The following is a 13,902-nucleotide window of genomic DNA, read 5'->3' on the forward strand; positions in this document are numbered from 1 at the left end:
GCGGCCGTTGCTCCGCGTGTCAGGAGTACGCAGGGGCCCGGCCCGCTCAGGCGGGCGGCCCCGGCAGCCCCGGATAGGCGCGCTCGGCGCGCGGGGGCACGGCGAAGGTGGCCCGGCTCCGGACGTCCATGAACGCGTTGATGCCGTTGTTGCGCCGTACGCCGATCCCGCCGTGGTGGGTGGACGCGTCGGCCGCGTTCATCATCGCCCGGGTGGCGTGGAAGTCCTCCATGGTGCGCTGCAGGGACACGAAGTGGGTGCCGGGCACCCCGTGGTCCATCGTCGCGAAGTCCCTGCGGTTGATCCGCGGCCGGCCGGCGAGGCGGGCCCGCCCGGTCGCCTGGGCATGGCCGACCCGCCCGTGGGCGGCGGCCACCGCCGCCAGCTCCGTACGGTCGCTCTCCGCGTCCTCGACCAGTGCGTGCGCCTCCTTGGCGGTCATCCGGGGCGAGTACATCAGAGCGGCCCGCTCGTCCTCGTGCTGCTCGTACCAGCTGTCGGTGTCGAGGACGATGTAGCTGACGTGCATGGTCGTGCCGCCGGCCAGCGGTCCCCGCGTGATCGAGACCTCCTCCTCGGTGGCCTGGTTGCGCCGCAGTCCCGAGTGGAAGCCCAGCAGCAGCGGGGCGTTCGCGGGTACGCCGGCCTGGGGCCGGCGCCCGGCCGGCAGGCCCTCCCCCACGAAGCCGCTGCGCGTCTCGCGCAGCACGAGGCGCCCGCGCTGGTCCTGCGGTCCCGGCCCGAAGAGCGAGGCGGCGGCCTCCGTCACCGTCTCCTCCCGGTCGGAGGCCAGGTGCAGGCAGGCGTCGTACTCCTCCAGCACCGGGTTCTCCCAGCGGGCCATCGGGACGGGCCGCCCCACCGGGGAACGCAGCCGTGTGTGCCGCTCGAACCAGCCCGGGCCCCAGCCCAGGCACATCAGGATGCCGTCGGGCCCGTGCCCGTACCGCTCCTCCAGGGCGCCCAGCGCGGCCTCCAGGTGTGCGGCGTCCTCCCGCAGGGGGGAGCCCGCCACGTCGAGCATCAGCAGCCGGTGGTGGCGGGGCGGCAGTGCGCGGCCGGCCTCGTCGCGGCGGAAGGTGTCCTCCCAGGCGTGCTGGGCGGCGGGGCGTAAGGGCATCACAGCTCCTCCTGCGGCTCGTCGCGGCGCAGGGCCGCGAACGCCGCGGCCCAGTCGGCCACGGGCGCGCCGGGTTCGTTGAACAGGCTGAAGGTCGTGGACCGGCTGGCCGGCTGTTCGACGGCCGCGACGATCGCGGCGGCCATGTCGGAGCGTGCCACCATGCCGTCGCCATAGGGGTGCTGGCTGAGGGTCAGGGCGTGGCTGCCGGGCGGGTCGTCGGTCATCCAGGTGGGCCGCACGATGGTGTACGGCAGGCCGGCGGTGCGCACCAGCCGCTCGGCGGCGACCCGTGCCGGCAGCAGCGTGTCGTTGATCCGGTTGAGCGGGTGGGCCGGTCCGTGGCCCACCGCGAACGAGCTGAACAGGATGAAGTGCGCGCCGGGTCCGTGGCGCCGGACCTGCTCCAGCAGCACCCGGGTGGCCCGTTCGGTGTGCACCCGGGCGTCGCCCCGCTTGGGCACCAGGACGACGGCCTCGGCGCCCTCCAGCACGCCGGCCGCGTCCGTCAGCTCGCCGAGGTCTCCGGGCCGGGCGGGGTCGCCGAGGTCGCCGACGTAGCGGACCGTGTGGCCCCGGTCGGCTGCCGCCGAGGCGATGATCCTGCCGCTGCCGGCCTTGTAGGGCGAGCCGACGACGACGATCTGTGCCATGCCCTCACGCCCCGTCGTGGACGAGCAGGGTGGCCTTGCCGGCGATCCGCCGTTCGCGTAGCGACGTCATCACCTCGGGGAGCCGCTCCCAGGCGTCCTGGTGGCCCAGGACCGGCCGCAGCCGGCCGAGGTCGATCAGGCGGACGAGCAGTTCCAGGTCCTCGCCGACCGGCTCACCGGACCCGAACACCCAGAAGGGGTGCAGGGTCTGGCGTGCGTGGGGCACGAAGGAGGAGATGCTGAGGCTGGCCGTGCGGCCCGAGGAGGTGCCGAGCACCACGATGTGGCCGAAGCCGGACAGCCGCTTGAGCGCCGAGACCAGGACCTCTCCGCCCACGGATTCGAGGATCACGTCGAAATCGCCCTCGGTGTCGGCGAGGGAGGTGACGACGTGGTGGGCGCCCAGTGCCTTCAGGTCGAGGTCGCGGTGGGTGCCGGTCAGCGCCGTCACCTCGGCGCCCTCGGCGGCGGCCAGTTGCACGGCGAAGGAGCCGACGCCGCCGCTCGCGCCGGTGACCAGGACCCGGCGGCCCAGCAGCGGCCCGCCGCGGCGCAGGGCGCGCAGGGCGGTCAGTCCGGCGACGCCGAGGGTGGCCGCCTCGGTGAAGGCCACCGCGGCGGGCAGGACGGCGAGGCGGTCGACGGGGACGGCCGCGTACTGGCCCCAGCCGCCGAAGTCGTTCATCGCCGCGATCCGGGTACCGGCGGCGGGGCCGCTGCCGTCGGCCGCGGCCCGTACGACGGTGCCGGCTAGGTCCTGCCCGGGCCGCCAGCCCTCGGCGCGGCGCCGGAACAGGTTCAGTTCGCCGCGGTTGACGGAGAAGGCCGCGACGCTCACCAGCGCCTCGTGGGGGGCCGGTTCGGGCAGGTCGACGATGCGCAGGTCGGGTCCGTCGGGGGTGCCGATCCAGGCGCGCATCCGCTGCGGGAGGATCGGCGGTACGGGGTGCGCGGAGGCGGGAGACGTGCGGGGAGAGGTCATGCACCGACCGTAGGCAGGGCCCGTGCCCGGAGGGAAAGACCAGCTCTGTCTCGGTTCATAACTCCCGGATATGAATGGGGCGGCGCCCCTACGATGGCGGGGTGACGATGCCCGAGGCGAGACTGCTGCTCTACTTCCTGGCCGTGGCCGAGGAGGGCAGCTTCACCCGGGCGGCGGCCCGGCTGCACATCGCGCAGCCGGCGCTGAGCACGCAGATCCGCCGGCTGGAGAGCCGGCTGGGCGTGCTGCTGCTGCACCGCACCACCCGTGTCGTGCGCCTCACGGAGGCCGGCCAGGCCGTGTACCAGCGCGGTGCGGGTGCGCTCGCCGCGCTGGAGGACGTGTGGGAGGCGGCCCGCCGGGCCGGACGCGGCGAACTGGGCCGGCTCCGCCTGGTGTACAGCACCAGTACGGGGTACGGGACCGTCCCGAGCCTGGTGGAGGCGGTGCGGGTGCGGCTGCCGGACGTCCAGGTCGCCGCCGAGGTGCTGCGGACCCCCGACATCGCGCACGCGGTGCTCGACGGGCGGGCGGACGCCGGGATCGCGCGTTCGCCGGAGGTGGTGGCGGGGGTCCGGCTGCTGCTCGTGCGCACCGAACCGCGCGGGGTGCTGCTGGCGGCCGCCCATCCGCTGGCCGGGCGGCGCGAGCTCACCTTGGCCGAGGTCGCGGCCTTCCCGCTGGTGCTGCACGAGCGGCAGGCCAACCCCGGCCACTACGACGAGGTGCTGGCGGTCTTCCAGGGGGCGGGCCTGGTACCGCGGCTGACGGAGCGCCCGATGGCCTTCGATCCCACGCAGAGCGTGCTGCGGGACGCCCGCACGGTGGGTCTGGTCGCCGCGTCGTCCGGCGACCAGCTGCCGGAGTGGCTGCGCTGGGTGCCGCTCGCTCCTGGGACCCGGCCGCTCGCCACCCACCTGGTGCTCCCGGAAACCTCGCCGTCGCCGATCGTCACGCACTTCACGAATGCCGCACTGGACGCGGCCCGGGAGGCGGGGTGGCTCGACGGCGGGTCCGCGGCGCCCCGGCGTCCCGGCGCAGGACCGTGACCGTGGGGGCGGCCGTGGCCGTGGGCGTGGCCTGGCCGCCGTGGGCGCGGCTGTGGCCGTGGGCGGGCCTGGCCGTGGGCGTGGCTGTGGCCGTGGGCGGGCCTGGCCGTGGGCGTGGCCGGCGGATGAGAGCGGATGACAGGAGCGCCGTCGGCCTCTGGTGCGTCACGGGATCCCCCATGCGAACCGGATCACCGGGACCGCTCCCCCGGCTGGTCACCGGGATCCCCGCCTTGCTGCCGCCCCGGCTCGCCACCAGGATTCGGGCGCTTTTCCCCTGATGCCTTCCCCGGGCGGTTGCCGGGGCCGGCGCCCGAATCCTGGCCCGGCGCCTTCCCGGAACCCTGGCCCTGCTCCTTGCCCGGCGCCTTCCCGGGTGCCGTTCCGGGAACGTTGCCGGCGCCCTTGCCCAGCTCCTGACCGGGCTCCGGCACCTTCCCGGGAGCCGAGTCCGGAGCCTGGCCCGGCAGGCCCCCGGACTCCTGACCGGTGTCCCTGCCTGTGTCGTGACCGGGTGCCTTCCCAGGGTCGTGGCCGGAGTCCGGCACCTTCCCGGGAGCCGAGTCCGGAGCCTGGCCCGCCCCCTTGCCCGGGTCCTTGCCGGGCGCCTTCGCCGGATCCTGGCCTGACTTCCGACCCGAGCCCTTGCCCGAGCCCTTGCCCGGCTCCTGGCCGGGGGCCTTCCCGGGAGCCTGGCCGGACTTCTCACCCGACTCCTGGCCGGGCTCCCTGCCCGGCTGTTCGCCCGACTCCTTGCCGGGCGCCTTCCCCGGGTCCTTGGCCGGGTCCTTGGCCGGGTCCTTGGCCGGGTCCTTAGCCGGGTCCTTGGCCGGAGCCTCCCCGGGGTCCTTGGCCGGGTCCTTGGCCGGGTCCTTAGCCGGGTCCTTGGCCGGGTCCTTGGCCGGAGCATCCCCGGGCTCCTTGGCCGGGTCCTGGCCAGGCTCCGTGTCCGTGTCCGTGTCCGTGTCCGGTGCGGGCGGCTTGCCAGGCTTGGGGCCCGGCTCCTTTCCCGGGTTCTCGCCCGGATCCTGCCCCGGGTCCGTGCCCGGCACCTTCTCGGGGGCCTTGCCCGGGTCCGTGCCGGACTCCTGGCCTGGTGCGCGGCCGGAATCCTGGCCCGGTACCTTCTCCGAGCCCTCCTCCGCATCCCTGCCCGGCTTCTGGCCTGAGGTCGGTGCCGGTGCCTTCCCAGGGGCCTGATCAGGGGCATCGCCCGGGCTCTGAGCGGGGGCGTTCCCGGGGGGCCGGTTCGGTACCCGGCCGGAGGCGGGCCGGTCCGAGATCGTGCCAGGGGGCGGCTGGACCGATCCCGGGTGGGCCGCCGGCAGAACCGGGTAGGCAGAGCCGGCGGGCTGGCCCTTCGGGGGCGGGACCGCGCGGTCGGGCGTGCCCTCCGCCGCTCCGCTCGGGCGCTCGTACCATCCCCTGCCGTCCTGGTCGAAGACCGTGACGGTCTTCACCGGCTTCACGGCGGGCTTGACCGCGACGAGGCCGGAGGACCGGAACGAGGACCACTTCGCGCCGCTGTAGGTCTGCCTGCCCCTGACCGCGACGGGCGGGTCCAAGGGGTTGCCGCAGGCGCAGCGGACCCGGGGCACGCCCCGGGCGTCGACCAGCACGGGAGTGCTGGCCTGCAGGACCGCCTGATAGCTGGTGGGCAAGCCGTCCCGGTATCCGTGATTGGTGACCCTGGTGTCCCAACCCAGCCGGACGGGCGTCAGCGACCGCAGGTACGAAGGGATCCCGGGCTGCCGGATGCCCAGCGAGAGGGCGAACGCCCGGCCCTTGTCCGGGTGTTGGGTGAGGAACCGGATCTGCTTCTCGACGTCACAGCTCGCGACGTTCCGCGTTCCGCCGTACAGCCCTGGATACCCGCCGTCGACCTCGAGCGTGCGCACACCGTCCGTGGCGGCCTTGGTGCTCGTACCGTCCTTCGCGTTCACGCCCGCGTTCATGGGCGTGGCGTTGGCGACGTTCTCGGCCTGTGTGGCCGTCGAAGGGGTGAACGGGTCGGGCCCGGCCTCGGGAGCGGCCTGGAGGAATACCTCACCGCCTGCCGCGGTGTTCCCGCCCAGCATGGTGAAGCTGAGCACCACCGCCGACACCACGGCCACCGCCGTGCTCACGCTCAGCAGGGCTCTGCGCGACCGCCACCCGCGAACCCGGCCACCGCCACCCGCCCCCGGCTGCGGGAACCCGCCGGAAGGGACCGGAAGGGGCCCTGAGGGGGGCCCCGAGGGAGGCGGAGGACCCGGTGGCGGCAGAGGGGGCGGTGGGGGCGGCGGCTCCGGAGGCGCGCCCCGGCCCGACAACGGGCCGGGCGGCGGGCCCGTGGGACGCTCGGAGGAAGGAGGCAGGGAATTCACGACGCTCGCCCCCCGACGCGGGGCAGTGGGTAAACCGTGGTGACTCGCATGCGCTCTCTCCTTCCGGACCGTCGACGCCTCCACATCCCGGAGGTGGAACCTGAACATCTGGAAACGCCCCGGCGGGAACCATCCACTGCGCGTGCGTCCATCTCCTGAGTAAGCCCCCTCCCCCCGCACCCCGTCATGCCGCGACCTTTCGGGACTTGACAAACGCCCTGCCTGAACCGGGGGCGTCCACCTGCTGACCGTCGTCAACCGCCTGAGGGGCCGGGGCACCGCCGACCGGTATCGCCGGCGGTTCTCGCCCGGTACGACGGCTGCTCGCCGCAGGGGCGTGACGCCCGGCCGCCGGGGTCGTTGAAGTGGTAGGTCAGCGAAGTGCACGAAGGCCCCGGGTCGATGTCGGGGCCTTCGTGGTGTCCGCCGCCGGTACGCGGCCGGCATGTCCGGCCGGACTCGGACTCAGCCCCGTGCGGCGACCGCCGCTTCGAGGAAGGTCCAGCCGTCGGCCTTCGTTTCCCGCTTCTCTTCCGGTTGCCACCCGCGGGCGAGCGCCGCGTCGAGCAGTACCCGTACGGTGCCCGGTTCGTGCAGGTTCAGCGCGCCGACCCCGGTCTCCCCCACCTCGCCCGACCCGGTGGTGAAACCCGCGACGTACCGGCCGGGGCCCTCGTCGAAGACGAGGCGCAGCAGGCCGCCGGTGCCCGAGGGCTGGGAGTGCAGGGTGAGGGTTTTGCGGCAGCCGCCGTCCTCCAGGACGCGGTGGGCGTGGCGGACCGTCCACAGGTAGGTGCGTCCGTCGGCGACGAGCCTGCGGGGCTTCTTCTCGGAGCGGGGCATGCGGCCGAGCGTACGCGCCGGCCCGGTCGGGGAGGTCCGCCGTGCAAGGGCTTCGCAAGGGTGCGGGCGGGGCACGGACCCGGTGGACCTGTGCCCTCCCCGTCGGGGGCGGCCCGGGGGTCACCCGGCCTGCAGCGCGGCCAGCCGTTGTTCGAACGGCATCGTCGTGAGGCCGTTCGCGGGATCCGTCGAGGTGATCGCCCCGGTCGGGGAACGGGGTGCGAGCGCGGCGGCGGTGTCGGCGTCCTGGGTGGCGGAGCGCATGGAGCGGGCCAGTTCGGTGCCCGCTCGGGTGATCCGCTGTGCCAGGCCCTGTTCGCCCCAGTCCTCGGAGGCCGCGTACACGGCGGTGGGCACGACGGGTGCGCGCAGGTGGGTGAAGAGCGGGCGCAGGGCGTGTTCGGTGACCAGGCTGTGCCGGGCCGTGCCGCCGGTCGCGCCGATGAGGGCCGGTGTGCCGGTGAGGGCGTCCTTGTCGATGAGGTCGAAGAAGGACTTGAACAGGCCGCTGTAGGAGGCCGCGAAGACCGGTGTCACGGCGATCAGGCCGTCCGCGGCCGCCACGGCGTCGAGTGCGGCGGCCAGTCGGGCGGGCGGGAACCCGGTGACGAGGTGCTGGGCGATCTCCGTGGCCAGTGCCCTGAGTTCGATGACCTCGTGTTCGGCGTCCAGGTGGCCGAGCGTCGCGGCCGTGAGCCGGTCGGCGAGCAGGCGGGTGGAGGAGGGCGAGCTCAGCCCTGCCGATACGACGACGAGTTTCATGCCTGCGTCTCCTGCTGCGGGGTCCTGCGGGCTGCCACGCGGGCCGGGTGGGTCGGCGCGTCCGGTACGCCGGCCGGGCGCAGGTTCGCGAACTCCTTGCGCAGGACGGGCACGACCTCCTCGCCGAGCAGGTCGAGCTGTTCCAGGACGGTCTTCAGGGGCAGGCCCGCGTGGTCCATCAGGAACAGCTGGCGCTGGTAGTCGCCGGCGTAGTCCCTGAAGGACAGGGTGCGTTCGATGACCTGCTGGGGCGAGCCGACGGTCAGCGGGGTCTGGGAGGTGAACTCCTCCAGGGACGGGCCGTGGCCGTACACGGGTGCGTTGTCGAAGTAGGGGCGGAACTCGCGGACGGCGTCCTGGGAGTTCTTGCGCATGAACACCTGGCCGCCGAGTCCGACGATGGCCTGTTCGGGGGTGCCGTGGCCGTAGTGGGCGTAGCGCTGCCGGTACAGGTTCACCATCTGCTCGGTGTGGGAGGCCGGCCAGAAGATGTTGTTGTGGAAGAAGCCGTCGCCGTAGTAGGCGGCCTGTTCGGCGATCTCCGGGGAGCGGATGGAGCCGTGCCATACGAAGGGCGGGACGCCGTCGAGCGGGCGGGGCGTGGAGGTGAAGGACTGCAGCGGGGTGCGGAACTTGCCCTTCCAGGTGACGGTGTCCTCGTCCCACAGGCGGCGCAGCAGGGCGTAGTTCTCGATGGCGAGGTCGATGCCGTCGCGGATGTCCTTGCCGAACCAGGGGTAGACCGGTCCGGTGTTGCCGCGGCCCGTCATCACGTCGACGCGGCCGTCGGCGACGTGCTGGAGCATCGCGAAGTCCTCGGCGATCTTCACGGGGTCGTTGGTGGTGATCAGTGTCGTCGAGGTGGACAGGATCAGGTTCTCGGTGCGTGCGGCGATGTAGCCGAGCATCGTGGTCGGTGAGGAGGGGACGAAGGGCGGGTTGTGGTGCTCGCCGGTGGCGAAGACGTCGAGGCCGACCTCCTCGGCCTTCTGCGCGATGGTGAGCATCGCCTTGATGCGTTCGTGCTCGCCGGGCACGCGTCCGGTCGTGGGGTCGGCCGTGACGTCACCGACGGTGAAGATCCCGAACTGCATGGCTCCCCTACCCTTCCAAGATTGTTGATTGTTCAACCATATCTGGGAACGGGGGGTGCGTCCGGGGTATTCCCGGCGGGCGCCGGGAAGCGGACCGCCCCTGTTTCCCCCCGGCGGACGGGGGGGAACAGGGGCGGGAGTGCCGGGCCGGGACGCCGGTCCGGGACGCCGGTCCGGGACGCCGGTCCGGGATGCCGGGCCGGGGGTGCCGGGCCGGGGGTGCCGGGCCGGGGGTGCCGGTCCGGGATGCCGGGCCGGGATGCCGGGCCGGGATGCCGGGCCGGGGTTACGGGCCGGGGTTACGGGCCGGGGTTACGGGCGGCGGGTGTCAGCCCTGGCAGCGGCCGCGGGCGTAGTCGTAGCTCGCGGTGGCCTGGGAGTAGCGCCACTGCGGGTCCAGCAGGTCGCTCTTGAGCTGTCCGGCCGCGGCCGGGCTCTCGACGACGTACCCGAAGTCCTGGAGCCAGGACGGGTAGAGGTTCTTGGAGCCGATGTAGAAGGCCGACCCGTCGACCGAGACCAGCTTGTGGTGCTGGGCGTAGGGCTTGCCGTCCGCCCAGGTGGGCTTGTCGGACGCGCGGAACGTGGCCAGCTGGAGGTTCTCGCACAGGGCCGTCCGCGCCCGGCCGCCGTCGCCGGTCAGGGCCGTCACCCGGCCGCGCAGGGCGTCGCTCACCTCGGAGAGCGACGTGATCTGCGAGTAGCCGCCGCTGCCGATCGTGCCGCGGTTGGCCGGGTCGCTCACGACGATGCGGACCTTCACACCGGAGACGAGCTTCGCGGCGAGGGCGTCGTAGAGGCGTACGTCGTAGCGGGGCAGCGGCGGGCAGGTGGCGTGGACGTCCTGCTGGGAGATCTCGATGTGCGAGGTCGCGCTGGAGACCAGGGCGCGCAGGGCGCTCTCCTCCGGGTTGACGGTGTCGTAGTCCCGGTCGGCGTTGGTCCGGTCCGCCACCCCGATGCCGCATCGGGTGTCGCCGGCGGTGGGCAGGACCGGGCGGAAGGAGGAGGTGGGGTCGCTCCGGCGGATGCCCACGCCGAGGCCGCCGACGGCGAGCGCGGGCACGTCGCCGCCGCCCGCCGGGGCGGCCGGCCGGGGCAGGGAGGGCATGCAGCCGGCGCCGGGCGAGGCGGCGAACCAGACCGAGGCCCAGTTGCCGCTGTTGCGGCAGGTCCAGTCCCACAGGGTGTCCAGGTAGCGGCCGGCCGAGCCCGCGGCGGGCCCGGTCAGCGCGAGGTCGACGTCGCTCACGGGGTGCGAGGTCTCCAGGTAGTCGCCCTTCCAGCTGTTGATGCCGCCGGTGATCACCGAGGTGCCGTCCACGACGACCAGTTTGGAGTGGTTCCAGGAGAACGCGGCCCTGGAGGTGGTCATCGAGGCCACGTTGAGGGTGATGTTGGCCGCGGCGGCCGGTCCCAGCCCGGCGAGCAGCTCGTCGCGGTAGGACGAGGGGATCACCGTGGAGTGGTAGAGGGGCGCGGCGCCCACCATGACGCGGACCTTCAGCCGGTTGCCCTTCTGGGCGGATTCCTTGAGGCCCGCGACGATCGCCTCCTGGTAGCCGCCGTCGGGGAAGGGCGCCAGCGTGGATATGTCCACCGTTTCCCGGGCGCCGGCGATGTCCTGGCGCATCTTCTCCAGGAGGCGGCGCGAGCCGGGACGGTCGGCGCAGGCGGCGTCGCCCCAGCAGCCGGGGGTCTGGAGCAGCCAGTCGGCGCCACCGGGGACGGAGGAGCCGAGCCGGTTGCCGGCGGTGCGCTCCCAGACCGAGCCCTCCAGGCCCGGCGAGACCTGGCGCAGGGCCTGCTCGACGGAGTCCAGGTGCGGGGTGGGGGCGTCGGCGGCGGACGCGGGGGCGGCGGCGAGGAGGGAGAGGCCGAGTGCGAGGGCCGTCGTGGAGACGAGGGCCGCCGTACGGACGGTGCGTGCCAATGTGGTTCCTTGACTGGGGGGTGGCTCCGGCCGGGAGCGTGGCCGGCCACACCCCGACCTTGATCAACTCCCGCAAGTTACCAGCACGTAGCCTTCTGTTCGCCCGCCTCGGACGAGTTCCGGCCACACGGGGCCGGACCGCCCGCCGCACGGGCTCAGGAGCGCCGGCGGGGACGAAAACCCCTCCTGCGCGGCGCCGACGCCTGCCCCGGGTTCCTCACCACCCGGCCCGAGGCCGCGCCGGACCGGTTGCGGTGACCGGCTACCGCACAGGCGGCCTCCTGGCGATGCGCCCGCCCCGCATCGCGGGCGGGTGGCCGTCATCGCCGGATTCCACGTCCCGGTGGGCGCCGAGGGACCCGACGGCCCGCGCCGCCTCCTCGGCGGGCTGACCGCCGAGGTCCACCCCGGCCACGCCCCGTCCGGCATGACGCCCGAGGCCCTCGGCGAGCTCGGCCGGGCCCTGGACGCGGCGGGCGCCGGCCCCGCCTTCGAGATCCACCCCCGCACCGTCCACGGCTTCACCATGTCCGACACCGGCGCCTTCGGCACCGCCGCGCTGCGGCGTCGGCGGTGACCGCGCGGACACTGCTCAGGGGGCGGCCAGGGCCTCCAGCGCGGGGACCGTTTCGGCAGGGGTCGGCAGGGCCGCGTTCTCCGCGCGGAGGCGGGCGGCCGCCTCGCGCAGGGCCGGGTCGGCGGTGAGGCGGGCCAGGAGCGGGGCGTCGACGTCGTGGGAGGCGGAGCGCAGGGCGGCGCCGGTGGCGGTGAGCGCCCCGGCGTTGGTGAAGTGGTCGGCGCCCTGGGGAAGCAGGAGCTGGGGCAGGCCGGCCTGCAGGGCGGTGAGCAGGGTGCCGGAGCCGCCGTGGTGGATCAGTGCGTCGCAGGTGGTCAGCAGCTCGGCGAGCGGAACCCAGGGCAGCGGGCGGACGTTGTCCGGGAGGGTGCCGAGCGGGCCGAGGTCGGCGTCGCCGAGGGCGAGCAGGAACTCGGCGTCCACCGACGCGGCGGCCTCGATCAGGCGGACGATGGCGCGGACGCCGTCCAGTGCGGTGAGTACGGTGCCCAGGGTGATGGCGACGCGCGGGCGGCTGCCGCGCCGCAGCAGTCCGGCGGGGACGGTGCCGCCGCCGTTGTAGGGGAGGTAGCGCACGCGCAGGCCGCCCGGGTCGCCGCCGAGGGAGGCGGGGACGATGTTCAGCGCGGTGGGCTCGGCCGGGCCGGCCACCCCGTACGTCTCGTACGCCTCGGTGAAGTTGGCGGCGAGCCGGGCGACCATGTCGAGGCCGGAGGTGACACCGAAGTTGTGGACCACCGACGGGATCTTGAGTTTGGCGGCGACCAGCGGGGCCGAGGCCTGGAAGGAGTCGTGGACCATCAGGTCGGGGCGCCAGCTGTCGGCGGCCTCCAGCAGACCGTCCACGGTCGAACGGGAGACGAGCGCGAAGCCGCGGGCGGCCCTGTCGAGGATCTGGTCCGTGGTCATGTCCGGGGCGACGTACTGCACTTCCCGGTCCATGGACTGCTCGAAGACGTCCATGATGCTGCGGCCGTCGCCGATCTCGACGATCGGAAAGCCGGTCCCGCGGAGCTGGTCGAGCGGCTGCGAGCCCGCGAACAGGACCTCGTGACCGGCGGCGCGTAAGGCCTGCGCGGTCGGGATCATCGGAAAGAGGTGGCCGGCTGCGGCCGGTCCGGTGAAGAGTATGCGCACGGTTTCTCCTGGCGTCGGTCTGCCGGTCGGGGGCGGGCCGTGCGGGCTCGGCCCGCTTCCCCCTCGGGTGAACCGACAGACGTGCCCGTCGCGTTCCCCCAGGAGGATCGATAACCGGACGTTCTGGTACGCGGCCGGCCGGGCAGGGCGCGCCGTGCCGCCGGGGCGCGGCCGTACCGGGAAAGGCGTGCCGGGAGGCCGTAAGGGGCGTGCCGGGAGGGGCGTGCCGGGGGCGTCTGTGTCGGCCGGCCCGGGCGTCACCTCCGCGGGGCGGCACCGGTACGGTCCGGGGACGGGCGGAGCCGTAGCGCAGAGGTCGACGCGCGCGGTCTCCAACATCGCGAGGACGCCGGTTCGATTCCGGTCGGCTCCGCCCGCCCGGCGCGTGCCGGTCCCCCGGGGCCTCTGCCCTGTCAGGATGGGCCCGTGACCGCATCTCGTGCGTGGCCGGACCCGTGGTACCGCAGTGAGGGGTCCTGCCTCTCCCTCTGGTCGAAGGACTCGGTGCTGTCGATCGGTTCGATCGGCTCGGTGCTGTCGGTCGGTTCGGTGGGGTCGGTGCTGTCCGTCGGCTCCGTGGGCTGCGCGCTCTGCGCCGCCTCCGTCGGATCCTCCCTGTCGGTGCTCTCCGCCGCCTCCTGGCTCAGCACGGGCTCGCTGCTGTCCGCGCGGTCGCGCCGGTCGGTGCTGTCCTGGCGCTCACGCAGCGCCTTCATGGTGGCCGGCGTCGCCGCCGTGAGCGCCGCCGCCGGGCTCGCGGTGCACTTCGGTGAGCGCCGCGGCCGCTGAGGGGACCCGTGGTATTCGACTGCGACGGGGTGCCCGTCGACACCGCACCGAACGCATCGCCCTGCGCGTCCGGATCGCCCCGGGAAGGGCACTCGGCCAGCCTGGCCGCCGGCCCCCAGGACATCGCGCAGCGGCTGGGCGAGGAGACGGCCGCCTTCTGGTGGGGGCAGTTCCTGCAGCGCCACCGGACGCGGTGGACGCCGGGCCGGAGGTGGTCGACGGGCTGCCCGAGGCACTGGAGGAGACCGGCCTGCCGGTCTGTGCCACCTCCAGCGGCTCGCACGACAGGATGCGCCACACCCTCGGTGTCACAGGGCTCCACGAACGCTTCGCGGGCCGTATCTTCGGCGCTTCCGAGGTGGCCCGCGGCAAGCCCGCGCCCGGCCTCTTCCCGCACGCGGCTCGGCAGATGGGCGCCGACCCCGCCGCGTGCGTGGTCGTGGAGGACAGCCGCCCCGGCGTCCAGGCCGCCCGCGCCGCCGGGATGCGCGTCTTCGGCCACGCGGGGGGCTCACCCCGTCCGGACGGCTCGCGGGCCCCGGCACCGTCGTCTTCGACGCATGCGTGAACCGACCGGCCTCGGCACCGGGCAGCGGC

General features: G+C 74.2%; 13 protein-coding genes and 1 tRNA gene. 5 read left to right on the plus strand and 9 right to left on the minus strand.

Going from position 1 to position 13,902, the window contains the following annotated elements; all coding sequences use genetic code 11:
• Nucleotides 1-46: 46 nt before the first annotated feature.
• The 3 genes from ACWGIU_RS12300 to ACWGIU_RS12310 are packed head-to-tail and all read right to left on the minus strand — an operon-like array spanning nucleotide 47 to nucleotide 2,755.
• Nucleotides 47-1,120, minus strand: coding sequence for a DUF7405 family protein (locus tag ACWGIU_RS12300; protein ID WP_453704944.1), 1,074 nt, complete (start codon nucleotides 1,118-1,120; stop codon nucleotides 47-49).
• Entirely contained in the window at nucleotides 1,120-1,773 is a 654-nt protein-coding gene (locus tag ACWGIU_RS12305) for an NAD(P)-binding oxidoreductase (protein WP_453704946.1), read from the minus strand. Before ACWGIU_RS12305 ends, ACWGIU_RS12300 begins: the two co-directional genes overlap by 1 nt.
• 4 nt (nucleotides 1,774-1,777) lie before the next feature.
• Complete coding sequence (locus tag ACWGIU_RS12310; protein WP_453704948.1) at nucleotides 1,778-2,755, minus strand: zinc-binding dehydrogenase; 978 nt, start codon at nucleotides 2,753-2,755, stop codon at nucleotides 1,778-1,780.
• Between the two features lie 107 nt (nucleotides 2,756-2,862).
• Between ACWGIU_RS12310 and ACWGIU_RS12315 the strand changes: the two genes are divergently transcribed.
• Nucleotides 2,863-3,804 (plus strand): LysR family transcriptional regulator, encoded by a 942-nt coding sequence (locus tag ACWGIU_RS12315; protein WP_453704967.1) that lies wholly within the window; start codon nucleotides 2,863-2,865, stop codon nucleotides 3,802-3,804.
• A 191-nt stretch (nucleotides 3,805-3,995) separates the two neighbouring features.
• On the opposite strand, the gene ACWGIU_RS12320 is transcribed toward ACWGIU_RS12315, so the two are convergent.
• The 5 genes from ACWGIU_RS12320 to ACWGIU_RS12340 form a co-directional block, all read right to left on the minus strand.
• A complete protein-coding gene (locus ACWGIU_RS12320; RefSeq protein ID WP_453704950.1) occupies nucleotides 3,996-5,930 on the minus strand; it encodes a DUF6777 domain-containing protein in 1,935 nt (644 codons plus the stop codon).
• 705 nt (nucleotides 5,931-6,635) lie between these two features.
• The gene (locus ACWGIU_RS12325) at nucleotides 6,636-7,013 is read right to left on the minus strand and encodes a hypothetical protein (RefSeq protein ID WP_453704952.1); all 378 of its coding nucleotides are present in this window, start codon (nucleotides 7,011-7,013) and stop codon (nucleotides 6,636-6,638) included.
• A 120-nt stretch (nucleotides 7,014-7,133) separates the two neighbouring features.
• Nucleotides 7,134-7,775 carry a CE1759 family FMN reductase gene (locus tag ACWGIU_RS12330; RefSeq protein WP_453704954.1) on the minus strand — a complete coding sequence of 214 codons (642 nt, stop codon included), beginning with the start codon at nucleotides 7,773-7,775 and terminating at the stop codon, nucleotides 7,134-7,136.
• Nucleotides 7,772-8,869 (minus strand): LLM class flavin-dependent oxidoreductase, encoded by a 1,098-nt coding sequence (locus ACWGIU_RS12335; RefSeq protein WP_453704956.1) that lies wholly within the window; start codon nucleotides 8,867-8,869, stop codon nucleotides 7,772-7,774. The genes ACWGIU_RS12330 and ACWGIU_RS12335 overlap by 4 nt, the downstream gene beginning before the upstream one ends.
• A gap of 328 nt (nucleotides 8,870-9,197) precedes the next feature.
• Complete coding sequence (locus ACWGIU_RS12340) at nucleotides 9,198-10,802, minus strand: phospholipase D-like domain-containing protein (RefSeq protein ID WP_453704958.1); 1,605 nt, start codon at nucleotides 10,800-10,802, stop codon at nucleotides 9,198-9,200.
• Between the two features lie 313 nt (nucleotides 10,803-11,115).
• Here ACWGIU_RS12340 and ACWGIU_RS12345 point away from each other — a divergent pair, with 313 nt between their 5' ends.
• Nucleotides 11,116-11,379, plus strand: a complete 264-nt coding sequence (locus ACWGIU_RS12345; protein ID WP_453704960.1) for a hypothetical protein — start codon at nucleotides 11,116-11,118, stop codon at nucleotides 11,377-11,379.
• A 15-nt stretch (nucleotides 11,380-11,394) separates the two neighbouring features.
• Here ACWGIU_RS12345 and ACWGIU_RS12350 read toward each other — a convergent pair whose 3' ends face one another.
• On the minus strand, nucleotides 11,395-12,516 hold the full coding sequence (locus tag ACWGIU_RS12350; RefSeq protein WP_453704961.1) for a glycosyltransferase: 1,122 nt from the start codon (nucleotides 12,514-12,516) through the stop codon (nucleotides 11,395-11,397).
• A 298-nt stretch (nucleotides 12,517-12,814) separates the two neighbouring features.
• Between ACWGIU_RS12350 and ACWGIU_RS12355 the strand changes: the two genes are divergently transcribed.
• The 3 genes from ACWGIU_RS12355 (at nucleotide 12,815) to ACWGIU_RS12365 (ending at nucleotide 13,873) form a co-directional block, all read left to right on the plus strand.
• Nucleotides 12,815-12,889: transfer RNA gene (locus tag ACWGIU_RS12355), tRNA-Trp, on the plus strand.
• A 53-nt stretch (nucleotides 12,890-12,942) separates the two neighbouring features.
• Complete coding sequence (locus tag ACWGIU_RS12360) at nucleotides 12,943-13,305, plus strand: hypothetical protein (protein WP_453704963.1); 363 nt, start codon at nucleotides 12,943-12,945, stop codon at nucleotides 13,303-13,305.
• Between the two features lie 160 nt (nucleotides 13,306-13,465).
• Nucleotides 13,466-13,873 carry an HAD-IA family hydrolase gene (locus ACWGIU_RS12365; protein WP_453704965.1) on the plus strand — a complete coding sequence of 136 codons (408 nt, stop codon included), beginning with the start codon at nucleotides 13,466-13,468 and terminating at the stop codon, nucleotides 13,871-13,873.
• Nucleotides 13,874-13,902: the final 29 nt, after the last annotated feature.

Source organism: Streptomyces sp. NPDC054840, assembly GCF_053611065.1.

Excerpts from the sequence above, each read along its gene's own strand:
- ACWGIU_RS12310 (WP_453704948.1), bottom strand. The coding sequence starts at position 2,755 with ATGACCTCTCCCCGCACGTCTCCCGCCTCCGCGCACCCCGTACCGCCG.
- ACWGIU_RS12335 (WP_453704956.1), bottom strand. The coding sequence starts at position 8,869 with ATGCAGTTCGGGATCTTCACCGTCGGTGACGTCACGGCCGACCCCACG.
- ACWGIU_RS12305 (WP_453704946.1), bottom strand. The coding sequence starts at position 1,773 with ATGGCACAGATCGTCGTCGTCGGCTCGCCCTACAAGGCCGGCAGCGGC.
- ACWGIU_RS12330 (WP_453704954.1), bottom strand. The coding sequence starts at position 7,775 with ATGAAACTCGTCGTCGTATCGGCAGGGCTGAGCTCGCCCTCCTCCACC.
- ACWGIU_RS12325 (WP_453704952.1), bottom strand. The coding sequence starts at position 7,013 with ATGCCCCGCTCCGAGAAGAAGCCCCGCAGGCTCGTCGCCGACGGACGC.
- ACWGIU_RS12300 (WP_453704944.1), bottom strand. The coding sequence starts at position 1,120 with ATGCCCTTACGCCCCGCCGCCCAGCACGCCTGGGAGGACACCTTCCGC.
- ACWGIU_RS12315 (WP_453704967.1), top strand. The coding sequence starts at position 2,863 with ATGCCCGAGGCGAGACTGCTGCTCTACTTCCTGGCCGTGGCCGAGGAG.